Source organism: Clostridium puniceum, from assembly GCF_002006345.1.
Lineage (GTDB): Bacteria > Bacillota > Clostridia > Clostridiales > Clostridiaceae > Clostridium > Clostridium puniceum.
In genome coordinates, this window is sequence record NZ_LZZM01000089.1 from 1 (window position 1) to 23,751 (window position 23,751).

Below are 23,751 nucleotides of genomic sequence, written 5' to 3' on the forward strand. Positions count from 1 at the left end.
AAACCATAGAGGCTTTCTTTAAAATGGCTAAAAATATATACCAAATAAAAAATTTAAGAACCAGAAAGTTTCTTGGAATATACGGATTCTTATGGCTTGTATTCATAACACATAATCTTATAAGTTGTTTTAAATCTACAATTCTTTATGTTACTGAATTTGAAAATATGGGAGTTAGAGCACTAGTAAAAACTGTTGGAAACATAAAAGGTTTTGTTAAAAGAACTTCTTTTGGAATTAAAGTAAATATTCCGCCACTAACAAAGTTAGCGAAGTTAATTGCAGATGTACTTTGCAATCCTAGATATATCCAACTAACTTTCGATATTTCGAGTTAAAACAATTTTTACTAATACAATATAATCTAAAATTGGAAGATTTGCTTTTTGCTCTTTTCAGTTCGGCCATTTTTAAAATTCCTATATTATTCCATAGCATATTTATCTTAAATTGCATAGATAATAAAATATTATGGATAATAGTAACAGGTAATTATATACAAGTATAATTTTTATATTTGTACGAAATCTAGGTAATTAGAATGATAATTCTAAAAAAATGTAATTATATTTTTCTAGAATCTTGTTACATAAATAAAGAAAGTAAAACCACTATATAAATAATTAATGTAAGAATATCAGGGAACAAAAAAATGCAACATATAGTGGATTTTTTTCTTGAATTTATTAAATAAAAAAATTTTATATTAATTAGAATGATCGTTCTCGAAAAATATCCTTATGTTTCTTTAAAATCCTGACTAATACAAAGGGTAAATTATATCAGTAATAAAGGAAAGTAAAAAAATCATGCAAAGGAGAGAGTTTAATGAAAACAGCATTTGAGCCATTTAAATTGGCAAGTATAACATTTTCTAACAAAATTATTAGATCAGCAACTTTTGAAGGAGCGGGTGATGAAAATGGCAAGGTTACAGAGCAATTAATTAAAAAGTACGAAGCATTAGCTAAAGGAGGAGTCGGTGGAATTATTACTGGCTTTATTGGAGTTGGACAGCAAGGAAAGGCTTCAGATAATATGGTTATGATTAATAAATCTGAAAATATTGAGAGCTTAAAAAAATTAACTAATAGAATGCATAAAATGGGAACACCAGTTATTGCACAACTTAATCATTGTGGCGGTCAATCAAAAGAAGAAAGTGCTCATATGTCGATTGTTGCACCTTCTAAAATATCTGACTATAAAGCAAGAGAAATGACTAAGACTGAAATTTTAGAAGTAATAAAAATGTTTGTTCAAGGAATAAAAAATGCAAAAGAAGCAGGTTTTGATGGTGTACAAATTCATTTAGCACATGGATACTTACTTTCAGAATTTGTATCGCCAAGAATGAACAGGAGAAAAGATGAATGGGGAGGCGGTACAGAAAATAGATTTAGAATTGTTAAGATGATATTTGAAAAAGCTAGGAAGGAAGTTTTAGATTATCCAATGATTGTAAAAATAAATGGATATGAAACATTAAAAAATGGTATGACAATTGAAGAGTCTGTAAAAATTGCTAGATTATTAGAGCAAGTTGGATGTGATGGAATTGAAGTTTCAAATGGAACATTAAAAGCTGGGTTGGCAACAATGCGTGGGCAGGTTCCATGGAAAATGATAGTAGCCGAAAATGAGAAGTTAAATAAAATGCCAGAATTCATGAAAAATTTCATTGGTATAGTTGCAAAGAAAACAGTACCACAACCTCAGCCAAAAAGCTTATATAATTTTGAGGCAGCAATGTCAATCAAGAAAGCTGTAAATATTCCAGTTATTCTAGTAGGAGGAATAACAAAATTAGAAGAAATAGAAGACTTAATTGATAATTATAAATTTGATGCAATTTCCATGTCAAGACCACTTATAATTGAATCAGATTTAGTAAATAAATTCAAAACAGGAAAACAGACACAATCAAAATGTATACAATGCAATTTCTGTATAGTCGGTGTGGAAAAGGGACCGCTTAAATGCTATTACGGGAATGTTCCAGTAAGTAAATCTTAGCATTTACTAGATAATTGAGTTCACATATTATTGATGATTGTAAAAATGAAAACATAAAGATCAGTGAAATAGCTCAATCAATTTGAAATGGAACATATTTTGTTAAGCAAGAAAACTAAGGAGGTGATAATCAGCTGTGATATCTCCACATAAAAATATATGATATGTTGTAGAATAAAAAATCAATGAAAAGTAGTGAGTTTGATGAAAACATTATTTAATCAAACATAACTAAAAAATAAACCTGAAAAACAGATTTGTCCGTTCAGAAACCCATGATGAGATGGCAAATGAGCAAAGACATATGGAAATTCATAATGATTATTTTGATAAATATCACAAGTTAAACAAAAATTAAATGTATTCGTATCATATATGAGTATAAAAATTAATGAGGAGTGAATTAAAATGAATTTAACAACTGTAAATGAAGAAAAATGTATAAAATGTGGATTGTGTGTAGAGGAATGTCCATTAGGAGTATTAAAACTAGAATCTACAGGTCCAAAGGAAGTCAATCCTGATGCATGTTTTGCCTGTGGTCATTGTGTAGCTATATGTCCAAAAGAAGCTATAGATAATAATAAATCACCATTAGTTATGCAAAGTGAGATTGGACAAGTTAAAAAATTAAATGCAGAAGAAGCAAAGAATTTTATTAGAGCAAGACGATCTATTCGTTCTTATAAGAATACACGAGTTGAAAGAGAAAAGTTAATGGAACTTGTTGATGTTGCTCATTTGGCTCCAACGGCTAGTAATTCACAAGGTATATCTTATATAATAATAGATGATAAAAAAGCAATTCAGTTAGCAGTTGAGGAATGTATTAACTGGTTTGAAAATGATTCAACTTGGAGTAAGATGTTGTCTGGCATGATTAAGGGCTACAGAGAAAATAAAGTTGATACTATTTTAAGAGATGCACCTAGTATAATTTTAACTTTAGCTGATGATAATTTTTACAATGGCAGAGAAAATTCTATTCTTTCATTATCTTATCTTGAATTATATGCTCCATCTCTTGATCTTGGATCATGCTGGGCAGGAATATTTGAGATTTGTGCTCGTAGTGAGAATTCACCAATAAATAAGATTTTTAATATTCCAGAAAAAAAGAAAATAACAGGGGTTGTAATGGTAGGATATCCCAAGTATAGTTACAAAAGATTTACAGATAGACAACCTTTATCTGCTTCATTTTATGAAAATTAAATATTGAAATGGATCAAAGTAACATAGAAAGCAGTGGTTATTACTACTTCTACTTCACTAACATGATATTTACGATGGTTTCTTGGAAATCCTATTGGGAAGATTTTTGTAAATAGAACTTTAAAACAGTTAGGTTTCCAAAAACGTAAATGGATTCACTTTAGAGGGATAACCAATTCTCAGCCAAGTCAAAGAGAAAAGTTCTTGCAAGATATTATTCTCAAAATTTAATAGTTAATTGTAGCATAAAAAAGGGGCAATGCCCCTTTTTAGTTTATAATTATCTAACTATTAGTTACGATTTTATTCTATTATTTGTTAAAGTCTTTCATATAATCTCCATGTGCATCTATCATTTCATCACACACTTTTACGATATCATCAATAGATAATTCAGCAGCAGTATGTGGGTCCATCATAGCAGCTTGATATATTTTAGTTCTATCTTTTGTTACAGCTGCTTCAATTGCTAACAATTGAGCATTTATATTACTCATATTCATAGCTGCAAGTTGTGTTGGTAGTTTACCTACATAAGTTGGATGAATTCCAATTGCATCTACCATACAAGGAACTTCTACACATGCATCTTGTGGTAAATTATCAATAAGTCCATTATTGATCACATTACCTCCAATTTTATATGGTTTATTTGTTACAATTGCTTCCATAATATAAGAAGCATATTCCTTAGATCGTTCATGTGTAACTTTGCCATTTTGCAAAATTTCATTTTTTTCTTTTTGCCATCCTTCAATTTGTTCTATGCATCTTCTTGGATATTCATCTAATGGAATATTAAATTTATCAATTAGTTCAGGGTATTTTGACTTAATAAAGAATGGATTATATTCTGCATTATGTTCACTTGATTCAGTACAATAATAACCTAGATGTTTAATATATTCATAACGTACCATGTCATTATGTTTTTCTTCTCCAGAATTTTTAAATTCTGCTCTTTTCTTAATTTCTGGATATAAATCATTGCCGTCTTTGTCGTATATTTCTAAGAGCCATGCCATATGATTAATACCAGCAATTAGTTCTTTTCTACCGTCTAGTTTATCTTCCATGTTCAAATCCTTTAACAAATTTTCAGAACATACTTGTACACTATGACAAAGACCAATTGTTTTTACTTTAGTAAAACGTTGCATAAAACCTGTAAGCATAGCCATTGGATTTGTGTAATTTAAAAAAAATGCATCTGGGCAAACTTCTTCCATATCTTTTGCAAAATCAGCCATAACAGGAATAGTCCTAAGTGCTCTCATTATTCCGCCAATTCCCATTGTATCTGCAATTGTTTGTTTTAAGCCATATTTCTTAGGAATTTCAAAATCAGTAATTGTGCAAGGATCATATCCACCTACTTGAATTGCATTAACAACAAAGGTAGCATCTTTAAGGGATGCTTTTCTATTGTGAACACCTAAAAAACATTTAATTTGCGCTCTTCCTTTATTTATATTTTTGTTGATTGCATTCAAGATTATTTCACTTTCTTTTAATCTGTCCTCATCAATGTCATAAAGAGCAATTTCGCTTTTGCAAAGGGCTTCAGTACACATGCAATCACCTAATACATTTCTTGCAAATACAGTGCTTCCAGCCCCCATAAATGTAATTTTCATTTACTTATCCTCCTTAACTTTTTTTGATTTAATTACAAGTTAATTATATAATTATATAGGAGTATGTTTCTATGTGCTATGTTTCAAAAAGTTGTTGTTATGTTGAAAATTTTATAAACTACTAACATAGAATAGAATAAGATGTGGAAGTTAGGATATCAAAAATTGATGAAAGCAAAATATTAATAAAGGGGATTTTAATAAAAATGCAAACTAAGTTACAATTTACTTCACAAGATAAATTAAGTCGTGGGTTAACTATATATTATGGTGGCTCAGAGATATGCGAACCGTCGCATTCCTTTGGACCAGCCATTCGCCCTCATTATCTTTTACACTATATCTTAAATGGAAAAGGAAATTACTATGTAAATAATAAATGTTATGAACTAAAAAAAGGAGAAGGTTTTTTGATTTGTCCAGGCGAATCTACTTACTACAAAGCAGATAAAGAAGAGCCTTGGGAATATTGCTGGATTAGTTTTGATGGATATGAAGCTAATACTATTTTAAAGAAATGTGGATTATCAAAAGATAATTTAATTTTTAAAGACAATAGTAATGGGATTTTTAAAGAAAATCTACTTTCTTTAATATATAAGTATGAAGCTAATAGTAGTAATGAATTTGCTTTACTAGGACAATTATACATATGTTTTTCTAACATATATGATCAAGTAAATTCAAAAGCAAAAAATACAGGTGAATCCTACTTGGATAAGGCCCTTGATTATATATATAATAATTTTAGTTATGATATTAAAATAAGTGACATAGCTAAATATGTTGGAATCGAAAGAACTTATCTATATAAACTATTTATTCAAGAGAACAAAATTTCACCTCAACAATATCTTATTTCTTTTCGATTAAATACTGCTGTAAATTTGTTAGAAACTACAAAAATGAACATTACAGAAATCTCTTATTCATGTGGATTTAAAGATACGCCGACTTTTTATAAACACTTTAAAAAACAATTTAATATTACACCTGTTCAATATAGGAAAAGTAAAGGCATTTATGTTCAATTATCTTCTAAGAATATAATTGAACATAAATAAGAAACTAAAAGTACTTCAAAAAAGATTAAAAAATCAGTTTTTTGAAGTACTTTTAGTTAGAACAGTTTAATTGAACTGCATTAATTAGCTTTTAATGTCCAAGTAATACTTTGATAATCACCTTCTAAGTCAGGGATGGTAATACCACTATACATAAGTTCATCTCCACCAAAAGCTCCATCAAGTCCAGTAATTGAGTAGTTTTTATCTGGATCTAGTCCTCTTAAGTATAATTTTCTTATTGGTTCATTTGGAGTTGAAAGAACTCTAAAATATGTTGCAAAGGCTTCTAATTTATCTTCTGATACAATTATCCAAGATGCTTCATGACCATCAAATGGATTTAGTAATCTATACATATCTCCAAATTGTATAAGCTCTCTTAAAGCTTTATAAGACTTTATCTGTTTCTTTACAGCTTCTTTTTCTTCATCAGTAAATTTAGTAAGATCAAGTTCATAGCCAAAGTTACCTGACATTGCAACATCACCTCTCATTTTAAGAGAAGTTTTTCTGTGAACTTGATGATTTGGAATTGCTGATACATGAGAGCCCATAGTGCTAATTGGGTAAACAATACTAGTACCATACTGAATTTTTAATCTTTCAACAGCATCGGTATCATCACTTGTCCAGATTTGAGGCATGTAGTATAGTATACCTGCATCAAATCTACCACCACCACCAGAGCAGCCTTCAAATAATATATTTGGAAAAGTTGTTGTAAGCTTTTCATATATGTTATATAAACCTAACATGTATCTATGAGCAGTTTCTCTTTGTCTTTCTGGAGGAAGGCAAGGAGAGCCTATTTCAGTCATATTTCTATTCATATCCCATTTAACATAACTAATGTTAACAGAACTTAAAATAGCAGATAAAGAATTTACAATATAATCACATACCTCTTTACGAGATAGATCTAATACTAGTTGATTTCTTCCTTGGGTACGAGATCTTCCTGGAACATGAAGGCACCAATCAGGATGTGATCTATATAAATCACTATCAGGTGACACCATTTCAGGTTCGAACCATAAACCAAATTGTAAATCTAAATTATTTATACGTTCGGCTAAATCATTTAATCCATTAGGAAGTTTTTTTGCATCAACAACCCAATCGCCTAAAGAACAATTGTCACTATCTCTTTTTCCAAACCAACCATCATCAAGAACAAAAAGTTCAATTCCAAGTTCTTTTGCAGTTTTACCAATACTCTCAATTTTTTCAGCATTAAAGTCAAAATAAGTTGCTTCCCAATTATTAACAAGAATAGGTCTGGTTTTATCTCTATGAGTACCTCGACATAATCTATTTCTATATAGTTTATGGTATGTTCTTGACATTTCACCTAAACCGTTTGAAGAATAAACCATTACAACCTCAGGTGTTTGAAAATTTTCATTTGGTTTAAGAAGCCAAGAAAAATCAAAGGGATTTATACCAAGTGATACTCTTGTAGTTTTATATTGATCAACTTCTGCTTGTGCCAGGAAATTACCACTATACACTAAATTAAATCCATATACATCACCATATTCTTCGTTAGCATCGTGACTTAGTAATGCAATAAAAGGATTTTGATTATGGCTACTTGAACCACGTCTGCTTTCTACTGATTGAGTACCAATTATTAAAGGTGTTCTTTCAATATGTCTTTCTCTTGCCCAAGCACCATGAAGGTGAAGAAAATCATAATCAGAATTATTAAAATCTATACTCATACTTAAAGCTCTTAGTAATTTCAAATCTTCATTACCGCTATTTATAAATTTTACATTTCTTGATATAGCATCATAGTTTTCATAAGCTGTATAAGATAAAATTACTTTAAGTCCAATTAAAGAATCAGACATTACTATTTCTAAAGTTTGTGCTTCTGCATCATCTTCAACATAAGTTGCTGGAAGATTTTCTAACTTTGGTTTTCCATCTATAATTTTATGTGATTCATATCTGAGGTCAGTTATAGTAGTCCCATTTTCAAGTTGAATTGAATATGCAGGAGTACGAAAATCACTAGTTCCATAAGAAGGATATTCCTGTGGAAGTGTGTCAAGTGAAAGCATATAATTACAAGGATCAGGATTTGGAGAAAAAGAACATCTCTCTTTAAGTGATAATAAACTATTGCAATTAAAATTTCTTAATTTTCTTCCAAAATAAAGATGTAATAAATAACCATCTTCATGGATTTGTAATATATAGCTAGTATTTTTAGCTGTTAAGTGAAACGATTTTGTATTGTTGTCATATATAATACTCATATTAATTCCTCCAATTTAATTTTAAATTATAATAAAAAACGATTTCTTTTAAATATAATTATAAGATTATAATAAAAAAATGAAATGGATTAATATAAGATTAATATGGTATAATCTAAGAAAAAAATTTACATATTTTTAAAATTGGAGATTTGAAAATGAAAGAAGATATGGAAATAACATATTTACCAACGGTAAATAGAGATGGATTTGATCTGGTCGTATATCAATGTGGTATGGAAAAATGTAAGCCTTCTTATTCTTATGGACCAGCAGTTAGGGATCATTTTTTAATTCATTTTATACTTAAAGGAAGCGGTATATTTTATGTGAATGAAAAATCATATAAGATAAAAGAAAATCAAGGTTTTCTAATTTGTCCTAATGTAGTAACATATTACAAGGCTGATAATGAAGATCCATGGACATATACCTGGATTGGCTTTAGGGGAATAAAAGCTGAAAATTATTTGAATTTAGCTAATCTTAATCAAGAGAATCCTATTTTTGAATGTATAGAAGGGGAATTTATAAAAAAATGTTTTGAAGATATGAGAAAAGCTACAGAATTGAAATATGGAAGGGAATTACGACTACAATCACTACTGGGAATGTTCTTATCACAACTTATTGAGGAATCAGGAAAACACGTAGTTTTAAGTAATAATTACAAGGAATTATACATAAAAAAGAGTTTGCAGTTTGTTGAAACCAATTATTCTAGGAAATTATATATAAATGAAATGGCTAAAAGTGTAGGTCTTAATAAAAACTATTTTAGTGCATTTTTCAAGGAAAATATGGGAGTAACACCTCAACAATATATAATAAAATTTAGAATAAATAAGGCATGTGAACTTATGATCAATCGTCAATTAAGCATAAGTGATATATCACGCTCAGTAGGATATGATGATACACTTGGATTTTCCAAAATATTTAAAAAGGAAAAGGGTATGTCTCCTAAAAATTATAGAGAAAAGTTATACTTATAAGATATAACCCTATTTATTTGTTTATGATAAGAATAGAAAAGGGTTTTTCTAATTATTTTTGAGAAATTTTGACATTATCTATGTAAGGATTATAGAATATATAGTATAATTAAATTGTATTTTGACGAGTTTAATATCATGATAATATATGTGTTCATAAAATTAGTAATCATTAAGTTAATTATTATGACTTAATTTTGTTAAATAATTTTAAACACACAGATATAGTGAAAATATTTTTACTAATATATTAGTTCTACCTAATTTGCTTGATTGAAATCAATTACATAAGCATAGGTAAATTATTTATTTAAACATATATAACAATAATTTTAGGCTATATAAGTCATAAATAGCCTAATAATAAATAGTGGTAAGGAAGAAGGTATTATAAATGGGGTTATTGAAAAATATAAAAGTAAAAATTAAATTAATTATTTCATTCTTAATTGTTGCATTATTAATCGGTATCGTAGGAGGAGTTGGAATTGTATCACTTAAAAATGTTGGTGAAAATGCAAAAAAGATGTATAATCAAAATCTTCAGAATGTTTATATGTTAACAGATATGAAACAAAATTTAACTCAAATAAAAAGTGATTTGTCAGATTTAGTAAACTCTGAAGATGAACAAGAAGCTTCAATAAGAACTAAGTTGATAAAGGAAATTCAAGATAATAAGGAAGAAAATGAAAAATATATAAGTCAACTCCAAAGTGGACTTATTGAGGAGGATGAAAAAAAATCATTTGAACAATTCAATAGTGAATTAAAACAATATACAATTTTAAGGGAAAATACTATTAAGCTTATAGAATCAAGTAATTATACTGGAGCAATTGAACAATATAAAGATATACCTCAAATTACAGATGTATTATTTAAAAGTTTGGATAAATTGATAGAAAGAAATTTAAAAGAATCTAGCACAGCTAACGATAATATTGTTTCAATATATACAACATCGACTACAATTATGACAATATTAAGCATTATTGGTTTTATATTGGCGATTATAATAGGATTAATTTTAACAAATGATATTAACAAGCCTCTCCAAATAATAAATTTATTTGGTGAAAAGCTTGCAAGTTATGATTTGTCTTATGATTTTAAAGTTACAAGAGGAGATGAATTTGGAAAAGCAGGAGAATCATTATTTATAGCGCAAGATAATATTAAAGAGCTTGTTAAAACTATACTTGAAAATTCTCAAAATATGAGTGCTTCATCAGAGGAGCTTTCAGCAACAGTTCAAGAATTAACATCAAAGGCTATTAGTGTAGATGAAGCTATAAATAATATTAGTACTAATATGCAGGAAGCAAGCTCTGGAACAGAAGAAATAAGTGCATCTATTCAAGAAGTTGATTCAAGTATTAATGTACTTTCACAGAAAGCTATGGACGGAAGCAGCAATGCAAATGGTGCAAAAGAAAGGGCTATAGAAGTTAAAAATAATAGCCAAAAAGCTTTAAAGGAAGCTAAACAAATATCTGATGAAAAACAACAAAGAATGATAAAGGTTATCGAAGAGGGGAAGGTTGTTGATAATATTAGAGTTATGGCAGAGACTATAGCAGATATATCAGAACAAACCAATTTACTAGCATTAAATGCAGCGATTGAAGCAGCAAGAGCGGGAGAAATGGGAAAAGGATTTGCTGTTGTAGCTGAAGAAGTTGGAACGCTTGCAGAACAATCAGCAGAAGCAGTAAAAAACATTCAAGAAACTATAATTAAAGTTCAAGAAGCCTTTAAAAATAGCATTGATACTGGAAGTGATATATTAGGATTTATTAATGGAGATGTAAATATACAATTTGAGGCATATGAAAAAACAGGAAACCAATATTATAATGATTCTGATTTTGTAAGTAACATGTCAGAAGAAATTGCAGCTATGTCAGAAGAGGTTACAGCAACAGTTGGACAAGTAAGTGAAGAAATTAAAAATATGGCTGAAGTAACTCAAAAATCTAGTGAACATGCAGAAGTAATTAAAGAAAGAATGAATGAAACTACACATGGGTTAGAGCAGGTTGCATTAACTGCTCAAAGTCAAGCAGAGCTTGCTCAAAACCTTAATGAAATAGTACAAAAGTTTAAAATTTAAAAATTTTAGATATATTTGTTTAAGAATAATATATCTGTCTTTTAATATTAAATTATAAGACCATTTACCAGATTACTATTTAATAGTTGGCAAATGGTCTTTTTTAGTATAAAGAATATCCCAGTTATTTTATTTTTTTGTTTCAATAATGAATGATTAAATTCAAATACAAAATTTAACATTAATTTTACAGTTATTTTACTAATTAATAAAATAATGTTAACACATAAAGTTTATACTATCTAATGAAAAGAAATAAACTATGAAGAAATCATAGAAAGTCAAAGAATATGATTATAAATAGTAAAGGGGATAGTAAATAATGAATAAAACTGTTAAAAGAATTTTGGGGTCAGTGTTAGCTTTAGCAATGGTAGTAGGAGTTGGCTATACATTAAATAATCAAATAAAACCTCAAGGAGTAGCAGCAGCTTCAACTTCAAATTATAATGGAAAAGCGCCTAAATATATTTTTATGTTTATTGGTGACGGTATGAGTTTTCCACAAATTCAAGCAGCACAATATTATAAAGGAATTCAAGAACATGGAGAAATTGATGTTAAAAAGGGAAATTATCCAAATCCAGAAAAATTATCATTTATGAATTTCCCTGTAACAGGAACAGTAACAACATATGATTCAACCTCTCTTTGTCCAGATTCAGCATCAACAGCTACATCTCTTTCAACAGGAAATAAAACATTAAGTAGTGTAATTAATATGGATGAAACAAAAACTAAATCTTATGAGACTATAACAGAAAAGTTAAAGAAACAATTAGGATATAAGGTTGGAATAGTATCATCAGTAAATATAGATCATGCAACTCCAGGTGCGTATTATGCTCATGTACCATCTAGAAGTGAATACTATAGTATGGGACTTGAACTTGTGGATTCTAACTTTGACTATTTTGCGGGAGGAAAGTTCTTATCAGATGATTCTAAAGAAGTAAAAGAACAAGGTAAGGCTAAAATAGGAGAATTAGCAAAAGAAAAAGGATATACAGTAGTTAATACTAAAACCGATATAAAAAATCTAAAAAAAGGTGATAAAGCAATTGCAGTTTGTCCAGATGATGAGGTTGAAAAAGAAAGTGGCGCAATAAAATATAACTTAGATAGAACTGGAAATGAGCTTACGCTTGCAGATTATACTAAAAAAGGGATAGAAGTTTTAGATAATGATAAAGGTTTCTTTATGATGGTTGAAGGTGGAAAGATTGACTGGGCTGGTCATGCTAATGATGCAGGAGCAAATATTAAGGAAACAGAAGCTTTTAGTGATGCAGTACAAGAGGCAGTTAATTTTTATAATGAACATCCAAATGAAACATTAATTTTAGTAACAGGAGATCATGAAACAGGTGGACTCACAATAGGTTTTGCAGGAACAAACTATGATACTTATTTACAAAACATATCTAATCAAAAAGTATCATATACAGCTTTTGATAGAAACATTGAGGAATATAGAAAAAATAAAACATCTTTTGATGATGCAATGAAAGATGTTGAAGCACAATTTGGTCTTAAAAGAGCTGGTTCGAGTGGAGAATCAACAAAGGGTGGAATGGTATTAACACAAGCTGAGGAAGCTAAAATTAAGGCTGCATATGAAAAGAGTATGGTTTCAAAAGCTGATAGAAAGTTAGACGAAAATGAAAATGTAATGTATGGAACTTATGAACCATTTTCAGTAACATTAACTCATGTTTTAAACAATAAATCAGGAATTTCATTTAGTTCATATTCACATACAGGAATTCCGGTAGCAATGATGGCAAAGGGACTTGGAGAAGATTTATTTGCAGGATATTATGACAATACAAATGTATTTGATAAACTTAAAAATATAACTAAAGTACAATAATGATTTATGCCCTTTAGGATATTTTATGAGGAGTTTTGAAGATAGAATTGAGAATGAAAAAATTATTTTTTCATCCTTGATTCTAAATTCCTAAATTATAACTTTTGATTAAAACAAAGAGGAGAATGATTAATTGTTTAAAGATTTTCATAGACGTAATACAATTCCTATATTAGTAACACTTATAGCGATAACTTTACTTACACTTTTACCTAATAAGTTTCCACAAAAAATATATGAAAATACACAAAGAGTATCTGCCAAGGTATTGAGTACAGATGAGAGTTTTATTATAAATACAGGGCTTATAAAAACTGGAGAACAGCTATGTGAAATAGAAATACTTGAAGGGAAGTTTAAAGGAAAGGTAACTAGAGGAACTAATAGATTGTCAGGCTCCCTTGAAGAAGACAAGATATTTCAAATTGGAGACAAAATATTAGTTACCATTGATTATACAGGGGATGAAATTAGAGTAGCAACTCTTGTTGATCATTATAGACTTAATTATGAAATTTTACTTATAGCTATTTTTGTAGTTGTACTTATTGGGTTTGCAGGAATAGTTGGTATAAAATCAATTTTATCGTTTATATTTACAGTGTTAGCTATGTGGAAGGTTTTAATACCTTTATTTTTGCAAGGATATAATCCTGTAATAGTAGGTATAATAACAACTATGATATTAATAATTACAATAATAGTATTAGTTTATGGTATAGATAAGAAATCTTTAGCTGCAATAATTGGATCATTATGTGGAGCTCTTGTAACTTGTTTTATGGCACTATTCTTTGTAAATAAATTTAAAATTCATGGAGCAGTTATGTCATATTCAGAATCACTTTTATATTCAGGATATGAGAATTTGAATCTTACACAAATATTTATAGCTAGTATATTCATAGCATCGTCAGGAGCAGTTATGGATGTAGCAGTAGATATTACTTCAGCAGTGGCAGAAGTAATTGAAAAGAAACCAAGTATAGGAAAGATGGAAGCTATTAAGTCAGGAATAAATGTTGGACGATCAATTATGGGAACTATGATGACTACATTATTATTAGCATATTCAGGTGGATATATAGGATTACTTATGGTATTTATGGCTCAGGGTACGCCAATAATAAACATATTAAATTTGAAATATGTATCATCTGAAATTTTGCATACTTTAATTGGTAGTTTTGGACTTGTGACTGTGGCTCCATTTACCGCATTAGCAAGTGGAATTCTATTAGTAAAAATAAAAAATGATGCTGATGTTCATTCCAATAAATAAACTACATATGCGTAGTTATTGTACTGTTCTTAATGTAATATAATAATTATTCATAAAATAATATAAGAGATAATAAGATTGTTTTATGTTTTTATGTAGGAAATTAATTAGGATTTAAGTATATGAATTAGATAACATTATTTCTAATATCTATATATAACAAAAGTGAGTGATAACTAATGTTTTATTTTTTATTAGTTATTACTCACTTATTATTAATTTTAATTTGTGGTGTATTATAATAGTCAAAATGAACCTATATTTATTATAAATTATTTACTTAAAGAAGCTCCCATTTTGCTATATTTACTACTAGGATTAACCTTTAAGAACTTGCCTGTATTTATTGAACCATCTGAATTTCTCCATAAAGTATCAACATCTTCACCAAGTATAGGAGATTCAATACTTATAAAATCATTAGTAGTTACAGCATCCGCTACAGTACCCATACTACCTTTTACTCTAGAATCAGCAGTTGATTTTGCAGCAAATGAGTAATATTTATTAGTATTATATAAAATAGAATTTTCTACAGTACCTTTATATTTATCACTACCTACTTTTTTAGTACTGAAAGAAATAATATTTTTTAAGATGTTATTAGAATTTGTTTTATCTCTTGCTAAATCAATATTGCTTGATTTTCCATCTGTAGCTGCATTGTTAAAACTTGTACAGCTATCTACAGTGATAACACCTGGATTACTATTATCAGTTATACCATGTTTTTTATTTTCGAAAGCAATGCAATTATATACAGTGTGATTTCCAGGCATGTCTGAACCACCTAATTTAAATCCATTACCATCACTATTTTTAGTATATTGACCACTTGTAGTATATCCATTTCTAAATGCAATAGAATTTTTAATCGTAATTCCACCTATTTGACCAGTTTCAGTTTTTGAAAATAAGTCCCAACCGTCATCAACATTGTTATAAGAAATACAGCCATCAAATACATTACCTTCTCCACAGGTTAACTTAGCTGCAAATCCATCAGCATTTTCACCTGTTGCAGGATCGCTATTGTTAAATGAAGTGCAATTAAGAATAAGGTTATCACTTGGCCAATCTGCCTTATTTGAAAGGCTAGAAGCACGACGACCTATTTGAATCCCTGTATCTCTATTTGCTTTAGCGATACATGATTCAACTATATTATGTTTGCCAGTTACATATAAACCATTATCAGCAGCATTATAAAATTGTATTCCTTTTAAGTGCCAGTAACTTCCTTCTAATTGCACACCTCTATCATTTCGAGATGTATCCTTCATATTATAAGATTCAGCTGTAAAATCAAATATTACTTTTTTGCTATCTAAAGCAACCATTGATTTCATAGCATTTTCAGTACCATTGTTAGTATAAGGTATTGTTAATTGTTTGCTGATTTTATAAGTTCCGCTTTGTAGATATATAGTTTCACCTGGAGCAATTTTGTTTACTGCTGAAATAAGTGATGTTGGATTATTAATTGTTCCAGCACCATTATCTGATGCATCAGGTGATACATAGATAGAATTTTTTTCTGAAACAGAGCTAGAAGTTACGGCTGAGCTTGTTGTAGTTTTAACAGCTGCTGATGCAGAACATTGAGATGAAATTACTGTTGCACCTAAAATTAATGAACACGTTAACATGATTGAAAAAATTTTTTTGGCTTTCATAGATCTTCCTCCTAAATAATAATTGAGTTATTTTTAATAAGTAAATAATTAGTTTAAGTATGCCATGAGTATATTTTACAAAAAAATACATGTTTAGATATTAACATGTAAAAAACTATAAATAAATATTTTGATCACATAATTAGATTTATAAAGCATAAATGGAGAAAATGAGGGGATTTATTAGATTAAGATAAAATAAGGATAATTTATGAAAAAATAAGGGAGATAATATTATTATAAAATAAATATAATAAATAGCATTTTATGTATATGATGGTATAATAAATATAAAGTTTAATCAAATTAGAGATCTATAAAGTTTTGATTTTATTAAGGTGTGTTAGATGAAATTCAATAATAATGAAGATAAAAATGCAAGAATTTTTGAGGAAAATTTCAAAAAAGTAAGTCAAATGTTTTAAATAAATTATTATAAAAATATGAAAAGGAGATATTATTATGAACGAAGTATTACAAAACATATTAACAAGAAGAAGTGTAAGAGATTTTAAAGAGGAACAAATAAAGGATGAAGAATTAGAGTTAATTTTAAAAGCTGGAATACACGCACCAAGCGGAATGAATAAACAAAGCTGGCAATTTACTGTGGTTCAAAATAAGGAAAAGATTGAGTTACTTGCAAAAGTTATTAGAGAAGCTTTAGGAAGAGATGCAGGATATAATTTTTATGCTCCCCCAACTTTAATAATGTTATCTAATGATAAGGATAATACAAATGGACTTGCAGATTGTGCATGTGCTCTTGAAAATATATTTTTAATGGCAACTTCTCTAGGAATAGGCTCATGCTGGATAAATCAATTAAAAACTATTTGCGATGAAAAGGAAGTAAGAAAAGTATTAACAAGCTTTGGTGTTCCAGAAAATCATATTGTTTGGGGAATAGCATCAATTGGATATCCTAATAGTTTAGGAAAAGAACATGAAAGAAATAATGGAGTCATTAAATTTGTAAAATAACAAAAGAGTGCCCCTTTTATATGTTTGATTCTGTAATAACATATAAAAAGGAGCAATCTTTTTTATTGGATTTTAATATCGTCTAATGCAAGGTTACCTAAACTTTTAGTATAAGTAAATCTAACTTGTTTAGTATCTAGTCCTAAAGTATAAGTTTTAGTAGTTCCAGTAATAGGTAGGTTAGCAATTTCTGCAATGGATATCCAACTAGTTCCATCATATTTTTCCACTAATAGAGATGAACTTGAATTTGTTCCATTACCCTTTATCCAAAAGGATAGATTTGCTGGAGTTGATAAGTCAAGACTAGGTGTAGTAATTTTGTTTCCTGTATTTTGTAACTTTATAGATGGTGAAGATACTCCATAGTTGCCACTAGTAGTATATACACCTAAACCAGAAGAAAAAGTCCAACTTGTTGGAATTCCTGATGTTATTGAACTACTAGTTCCAACTACTGTATCAAAGCCTTCGTTTAAGGTAGCAGTATTTTGAATATTAGAAATTGTAATATTGCAGGTAGCAGTTTTTTTTCCATCAACAGTAGTTGCAGTTATGATTGCTGTCCCTATAGCTTTTCCAGTAACAACACCATTTGATACTGTAGCAACACTTGTATTACTACTTGACCAAGTTACAGTTTTATTTGTGGCATTAGTTGGTATAATTGTTGGTGATAAGGTTTGGATACTTCCTACATTAAGGGTAGTAGAGGTTTTGTCTAATGAAATTCCTGTTACATTAACAGTAGAATTATTATTTGGTCCCTCAGGTGCATTGTATGAACCATATGCATAAGTGTCCGTATTCCATGGATCATATGTAGGAGTTGCCCAAGGTTCGGCTTGAGTTTGATTTTTTTCTATATCTGCCATAGGAGTTGGAGTAACTATTCCTTTTGTATGATTTACGCCATCAAATCCTACATAAGCTTCCGAATTTGCAAGCCAATTTATTATATTTACTGAAAGTGTTGCTGCGTTTCCAGTAGATTTGTATCCTTCATGTGTTGATTTTGTTTTTCCAGTGCCTTCATGCATGTATTTTGGTGAAGAGTCTTCTATCGGAGAGGAATCTCCTATAAAAGCCGCTTTACCGCTACTTGGTTTTGATATTGCTACATAAGCCCCCTCTGCTTCTCCACCAAAATATAATCCTTTATCAGCAGCATTTGACCATTTTGTAGGTTTATCTGTTGAAGATAAGTATACAATTCCTTTAGCCTTACTTCCATCAACAATTGATAAGGTTGAACCTGCTGCCATTAATATTGGTTTGACATCTTGAGTAATTCCTTCTGAATCTTTTACTGATTTTATCCCACTAAACCCAGAAATTAAATTAATCGCATTAAACCTGAATCTTAATCCAAAGGTTTGAGCTAACCAGCCTTTAGTACCATCTTGTGGATTTCTTAAATCTCCATAGGCGCCACCTATATTATAGGAACCACTAGTGGATCTATTATATCCATTATAAGTCTCTGTTGAATCCCAAGTATTCATATTCCTATCAGCATTATAATGATCAGATATAAAATATATCCCTTTACCTGAATCAACAAATTGCTTTAATGCAGCTTGTTCTGTAATAGTAAAAGGTCTATTTGCTTCTGCCATGACAAAAACATCTGCATTTTTTATTGCATCATAAGTTATTACTTCTTCATTACTGCTAACATTTGCTGTTTGTCTATCATCGTAATAACGAATAACCCCATCTCCATTTTTATCTATACCGCGATACTCTTTTACGGTATAACCGTGAGAAACTAAATCATCGGCAAAATCTGAAAAACCACCATCTAAAACCCAATCTGCTTGACCAGCAGTTTCACCATGAGAATTATCAAATAGCACTAATTTTCTGTTACTAGTTTCTGGTGCAGGAACTTTTTCTGGTATGTAATTATTCCAGGAATAATTTTGTGAAGTAGTAGAAGTGGCTTGCATAATATTAAATTTTGCTTCGTTGATATTTTCTGCATTAACAGATTCATTAAATTGGAATGCAATTAATAATGTACTAATAAAAACGACTGTCTTTTTTGATAAAGTAGTTCTAAACATTAATAAATACCTTCTTTCATTTTTTTTATTTGGATTATTTTACATATATATTAACATTTGTATGTTAAAACACAATTAAGAATTGTCAACAATTTTTAAATAATTGTTAACAATTCTCAAATAATTACTTTAGAAATTATTACATTTTTATTGTATCTTAAAACGATTTATTTATTTGATAGTAATATCATCTAAGGCAACATTTCCATAATATTTATCATAAGTAAATCTAACTTGTTTAGTATCTGAATTTAAAGTATAAGTTTTAGTAGTTCCTGTAGTAGGGAAGCTGCTAATCTCTGCAACAGTTGTCCAACTAGTTCCATCATATTGTTCTACTAATAATGAACTGAAATATGTTGAATTTCCTTTTACCCAAAAAGATAGAGTTCCTTCACCTGATAAATTAAATGTAGATGTAGTAATTTTGCTTCCTGAAGATACGAATTTTATAGATGGTGAAGAAGTTCCATAATTACCACTAGAAGTATATACACCTAAACCAGATGAGAAAGTCCAACCAGATGGTATTCCAGATGTTATTGAACTGCTTGTTCCAACTACTTTATCAAAGCCTTCACTTAAAGAAGTTGTTTGCCCAGAGCTAGAAACTGTAACATTACATGTAGCAGTTTTGCCTCCATCACTTGTAGTTGCTGTTATAACTGCTGTTCCTGCGGCTTTTGCAGTAACAACACCATTTGAAACGGTAGCAACACTTGAATTACTGCTTGACCAAGTAACAGCTTTATTTGTAGCATTAGATGGTGAAACTGTTGCTGTTAATGTCTTGCTATTTCCTATATTAAGAGAAGCAGAAGTATTATCTAATGAAACTCCTGTTACCTTAACTGTAGTAGCTGAACCGATTCCTACAGCAGCAAAGCTAGTATTTATAGCTGTAACTTCACTACTAGATGCTCCATACAAATCAGTAGCGGCTTGGACTAAAGCATTTTTAGCACCAGAGAAATCAGTAGTTGAAGTCATATATTGAGTTAATGCTCTATAATATATTTTTGCAGTTTCAGCATTTCCTATAGATTTAGCTATTAAATAAGCAGCTTTATTTGGAATACCTGAATTAGTATGAACGCCACCATTATCGGATGAAGTATTATAATAGTCACTCATATTATCTGGTTGATCATATAGTGTTGGATTAGCTAAACTTCTTAAAGCATCTCCTGGAGTATTAGGTGTATATATCTCATCTCCAACTACCCAATCAGCAGCGTTAAATGTCCAGTTGCCACCATTTTTAACACCATACTTATCATATGTTTGTATAAGTACTCCAAAAACATCTGACATAGATTCATTTAATGCACCAGATTGATTTCTATAATTTAAGTTTGCAGTACGTTCTGTAACTCCATGAGTCATTTCATGACCAACTACATCTAAATCACCACTTAAATAAGTAAAGGTAGTTCCATCACCATCACCATATACCATTTGAGAACCATCCCAGAATGCATTGTTGTAATTAGAGTCATAATGAACTGTAGATACTAAGTTCATTCCATTATTATCAATACTAGTTCTGCCAAATAAGTTTTTATAAAAATCATAGACAACTCCAGCGTAATAATGAGCACTAACACCGGCTTTTAATGTTTCAGTGTTAAAGGTATTGGTTGTGTTAGTGATTAAAGTTCCAGGTTCAGTTTCTTTATTATTAGCAGTATAAGTTAATATTTGACTTCCAGAAGAAGCTTTTGAAGTATCTTTTAGTTGATATTTACTTGAAGATAAATAAAGATTAAGAGGCTTAGTGCTTCCATCAACAGCAGTTCCAGTTCCTGTTGTAGCTCCATCGTATCTAATCTTATCTTCTTTCTCTAAAATAGTTCCAGAAGATGCTTCAACATAAACATCGTAGTTTGTTATAGTAGGTTCGTAGAATTTAATATTAACTTTATAAGTTTTATATGCTTGTCCATCTTTAATGTAAGCTATAGTTTCTACCTTAGGTTCATAAGCCAACTCTGTATATGAAAATTCTTTTTTTGCAATTTCCACTGCATCTTCTGGTTGGATAGATTTACTTCCTAATTGTGAAATACTTTCAATTTTGTTTTCTGCTTCTCCTGTAATATTAGTTACTTGTCCATTTTTATTATAGTGAAGAGTTATAAATTTGTCCTTTATAGGTATATTGTTGATATATTGACCCATTTTAACATGTGTGAATCCTAAGGAGTCTTTTTCAGATTTTTGAACCTTTAGTTTATCTTTTGCATTGTCTAAATTGAATAGACTTTTGTTTTTTTCAATAAAATTAAGTGCAGTTTCATCATTTGTAATTTTTTCTGAAGATAAATTTCCAGAAATGAAAACTTTTCCTTCTGATGAATCAATATCGTACTTAAGACTATTGCCATTCAGGCTTTCAAATTTTTGCATAATTTGAGCTTCTGAATTTTGTGATGTGTTCGCCTCCTCTTCAGTTGCAGCTGAAGCTGCAACTGTTGGAAGTGATAAGATTAGACCGAAACTTAGTAATAGTGATATAATTTTTTTACTCATAAGGGTACCTCCTAATAAAATATTTTTTTGAATTTATGTTAAATAATTACATAAAGAATTATTAACATTCTGTTTTACATGATTGCTAGATGTAAAGCATTATTTTATAATCATGTATTTTTGTTTTTATAATTTGTTATAGGGTGTAAATGTTTTTTTAAACACTTGTTAAAATAACATGTATTTTTAGACAAAAAGAGGGCATACTTCTATGTTGTTTAGAGTACGTCCTCCGGTTTTCCAGTTGGATTTATTTAAAAGAAATTTTAGTACACTTCACACTTGTTAATATATGTAAAGCGATCTCTTTGTTATAATATACCGCTAGTGGTGTTTGTTGTAAATATGCGTTTAAGATTAAATAATGTCATTTCACGCAATAATATTATAGATATTTCAATTATAAGCTTAACTTATAATTGATGAATGGCAATTTATACTTTAGAAATTATGAAACATATAAATTAATCTTCTTAATAATATGGAAAAAAGTATTGACTAGATGATAAAAGAAGAATATACTAATACCATAGTAAACAGATAAGAATTGTGTGGAAGAGAATAGGAGTGGTCAAATGTCAAAAATATATAAGAATTTATCAGACTTAGTAGGGAAAACACCATTATTAGAAATATCAAATTATAGCAATGCAAAAGATTTAAAAGCAAAGGTAGTAGCTAAATTAGAATATTTTAATCCGGCAGGAAGTGTTAAGGATAGAATTGCAAAAGCTATGATTGAAGATGCAGAGAAGAAAGGCTTATTAAAATCAGATTCGGTAATAATTGAGCCAACTAGTGGTAATACAGGAATTGGAATTGCATCCGTGGGAACAGCAAAGGGATATAAAGTTATAATTGTTATGCCTGAAACTATGAGTGTAGAAAGACGTACTCTTATAAAAGCTTATGGAGCTGAAATAGTTTTGACAGAAGGAGCTAAGGGAATGAAGGGAGCAATAGCTAAAGCAGAAGAATTAGCAGCTGAAACTCCAAATTCATTTATACCAGGTCAATTTATAAATCCAGCCAATCCAGAAATTCACAAAAACACTACTGGTCCTGAAATTTTTGAAGACACAGAAGGAAAAGTAGACATATTTGTTGCAGGAATAGGTACAGGAGGAACAATAACAGGGGTTGGAGAGTTTCTAAAGTCTAAAAATCCAAATGTAAAAATTGTTGCAGTAGAGCCTGCTGATTCACCAGTATTATCAGAAGGAAAAGCAGGTCCACACAAAATACAAGGAATTGGTGCAGGTTTTGTCCCAGATGTTTTAAATACAAAGGTTTATGATGAAATAATCACTGTTAAAAATGAAGAAGCATTTGCTACAGCTAGAGAATTATCTAAATCAGAAGGATTACTTGTTGGTATTTCATCAGGAGCTGCAACATTTGCTGCAACTGAACTAGCAAAACGTCCTGAAAATGCAGGAAAGACAATTGTAGTATTATTACCTGATACAGGAGAACGCTACTTATCAGTTGGATTATTTGATTAAAAATAAGTTAGATATAGAAATCATATAAGATAAACATTAATAGTTTTTTATATTAGTATTAAATTAAGGCAGAGACGCTCTGGAAAAGAGAATCTCTGCCTTAATTATATATGGAATTATTAATATCTAATCAAATATTTTAAGTATAAACTTGTTTAAATACAACCTGTTTATATTTTAAAGTATAACTGAGTATAAATATGATTTGATTGCAGTTGGAATTAAAAATATTAACTTATTATTTTGAAAATAATTGTTTTATATATTTTTATAATACTATTTTTTATATTTATAAAGGTGTTAATTAGAAAAATTAATATAAAAGAGTATTTAGACCTTGATAAAGGAAAATTAAGTATATATTTGCGAATTATTTATAGTTTTAAATGAATATTATTCGTATTTTATAAAAATAATATGGACTTTATATTATTAAGCATTTTTGGCTATTAATTAATTAAAAATAAGTATTATGCATCCATTTTTAATTTTTATTCACAATTCCAGCTTTAATATT

The 23,751-nt window shown here is 29.2% G+C and carries 14 protein-coding genes and 1 pseudogene; 10 read left to right on the forward strand and 5 right to left on the reverse strand.

The features are described 5' to 3' along the window. From CLPUN_RS06685 to CLPUN_RS06695, 3 genes and pseudogenes are all read left to right on the forward strand, one after another. Window positions 1-338, forward strand: a pseudogene (locus CLPUN_RS06685) (transposase); the annotation flags it as partial. A gap of 490 nt (window positions 339-828) precedes the next feature. Further along, window positions 829-2,016: an NADH:flavin oxidoreductase gene (locus CLPUN_RS06690; RefSeq protein WP_077846542.1), complete on the forward strand. Its 1,188-nt coding sequence runs from the start codon at window positions 829-831 to the stop codon at window positions 2,014-2,016. Between the two features lie 408 nt (window positions 2,017-2,424). Then, window positions 2,425-3,231, forward strand: coding sequence for a nitroreductase family protein (locus CLPUN_RS06695; protein WP_077846543.1), 807 nt, complete (start codon window positions 2,425-2,427; stop codon window positions 3,229-3,231). Between the two features lie 311 nt (window positions 3,232-3,542). On the opposite strand, the gene melA is transcribed toward CLPUN_RS06695, so the two are convergent. Beyond that, complete coding sequence (gene melA, locus CLPUN_RS06700) at window positions 3,543-4,868, reverse strand: alpha-glucosidase/alpha-galactosidase (protein ID WP_077846544.1); 1,326 nt, start codon at window positions 4,866-4,868, stop codon at window positions 3,543-3,545. A 206-nt stretch (window positions 4,869-5,074) separates the two neighbouring features. On the opposite strand from melA, the gene CLPUN_RS06705 reads away from it, so the two are divergent. Next, window positions 5,075-5,932: an AraC family transcriptional regulator gene (locus tag CLPUN_RS06705; RefSeq protein WP_077846545.1), complete on the forward strand. Its 858-nt coding sequence runs from the start codon at window positions 5,075-5,077 to the stop codon at window positions 5,930-5,932. Window positions 5,933-6,012: 80 nt separating this feature from the next. On the opposite strand, the gene CLPUN_RS06710 is transcribed toward CLPUN_RS06705, so the two are convergent. After that, a complete protein-coding gene (locus CLPUN_RS06710; RefSeq protein WP_077846546.1) occupies window positions 6,013-8,202 on the reverse strand; it encodes an alpha-galactosidase in 2,190 nt (729 codons plus the stop codon). A 158-nt stretch (window positions 8,203-8,360) separates the two neighbouring features. Here CLPUN_RS06710 and CLPUN_RS06715 point away from each other — a divergent pair, with 158 nt between their 5' ends. The 4 genes from CLPUN_RS06715 (at window position 8,361) to CLPUN_RS06730 (ending at window position 14,468) form a co-directional block, all read left to right on the forward strand. After that, window positions 8,361-9,197 carry an AraC family transcriptional regulator gene (locus CLPUN_RS06715; RefSeq protein WP_077846547.1) on the forward strand — a complete coding sequence of 279 codons (837 nt, stop codon included), beginning with the start codon at window positions 8,361-8,363 and terminating at the stop codon, window positions 9,195-9,197. A gap of 394 nt (window positions 9,198-9,591) precedes the next feature. Beyond that, on the forward strand, window positions 9,592-11,313 hold the full coding sequence (locus CLPUN_RS06720; RefSeq protein WP_077846548.1) for a methyl-accepting chemotaxis protein: 1,722 nt from the start codon (window positions 9,592-9,594) through the stop codon (window positions 11,311-11,313). A gap of 322 nt (window positions 11,314-11,635) precedes the next feature. After that, the gene (locus tag CLPUN_RS06725; RefSeq protein ID WP_077846549.1) at window positions 11,636-13,186 is read left to right on the forward strand and encodes an alkaline phosphatase; all 1,551 of its coding nucleotides are present in this window, start codon (window positions 11,636-11,638) and stop codon (window positions 13,184-13,186) included. Window positions 13,187-13,319: 133 nt separating this feature from the next. Next, window positions 13,320-14,468: a YibE/F family protein gene (locus CLPUN_RS06730; RefSeq protein ID WP_077846550.1), complete on the forward strand. Its 1,149-nt coding sequence runs from the start codon at window positions 13,320-13,322 to the stop codon at window positions 14,466-14,468. Between the two features lie 272 nt (window positions 14,469-14,740). Here CLPUN_RS06730 and CLPUN_RS06735 read toward each other — a convergent pair whose 3' ends face one another. Beyond that, window positions 14,741-16,144 (reverse strand): right-handed parallel beta-helix repeat-containing protein, encoded by a 1,404-nt coding sequence (locus CLPUN_RS06735; RefSeq protein ID WP_077846551.1) that lies wholly within the window; start codon window positions 16,142-16,144, stop codon window positions 14,741-14,743. Window positions 16,145-16,606: 462 nt separating this feature from the next. Between CLPUN_RS06735 and CLPUN_RS06740 the strand changes: the two genes are divergently transcribed. Then, a complete protein-coding gene (locus tag CLPUN_RS06740; RefSeq protein ID WP_077846552.1) occupies window positions 16,607-17,128 on the forward strand; it encodes a nitroreductase family protein in 522 nt (173 codons plus the stop codon). A gap of 62 nt (window positions 17,129-17,190) precedes the next feature. Here CLPUN_RS06740 and CLPUN_RS06745 read toward each other — a convergent pair whose 3' ends face one another. Then, window positions 17,191-19,197 carry an Ig-like domain-containing protein gene (locus tag CLPUN_RS06745; RefSeq protein ID WP_242954067.1) on the reverse strand — a complete coding sequence of 669 codons (2,007 nt, stop codon included), beginning with the start codon at window positions 19,195-19,197 and terminating at the stop codon, window positions 17,191-17,193. 171 nt (window positions 19,198-19,368) lie between these two features. Then, window positions 19,369-21,729, reverse strand: a complete 2,361-nt coding sequence (locus CLPUN_RS06750; RefSeq protein ID WP_077846553.1) for a M4 family metallopeptidase — start codon at window positions 21,727-21,729, stop codon at window positions 19,369-19,371. Between the two features lie 575 nt (window positions 21,730-22,304). Here CLPUN_RS06750 and cysK point away from each other — a divergent pair. Continuing rightward, on the forward strand, window positions 22,305-23,234 hold the full coding sequence (gene cysK, locus CLPUN_RS06755) for a cysteine synthase A (protein ID WP_077846554.1): 930 nt from the start codon (window positions 22,305-22,307) through the stop codon (window positions 23,232-23,234). The last annotated feature ends 517 nt before the right edge of the window (window positions 23,235-23,751 follow it).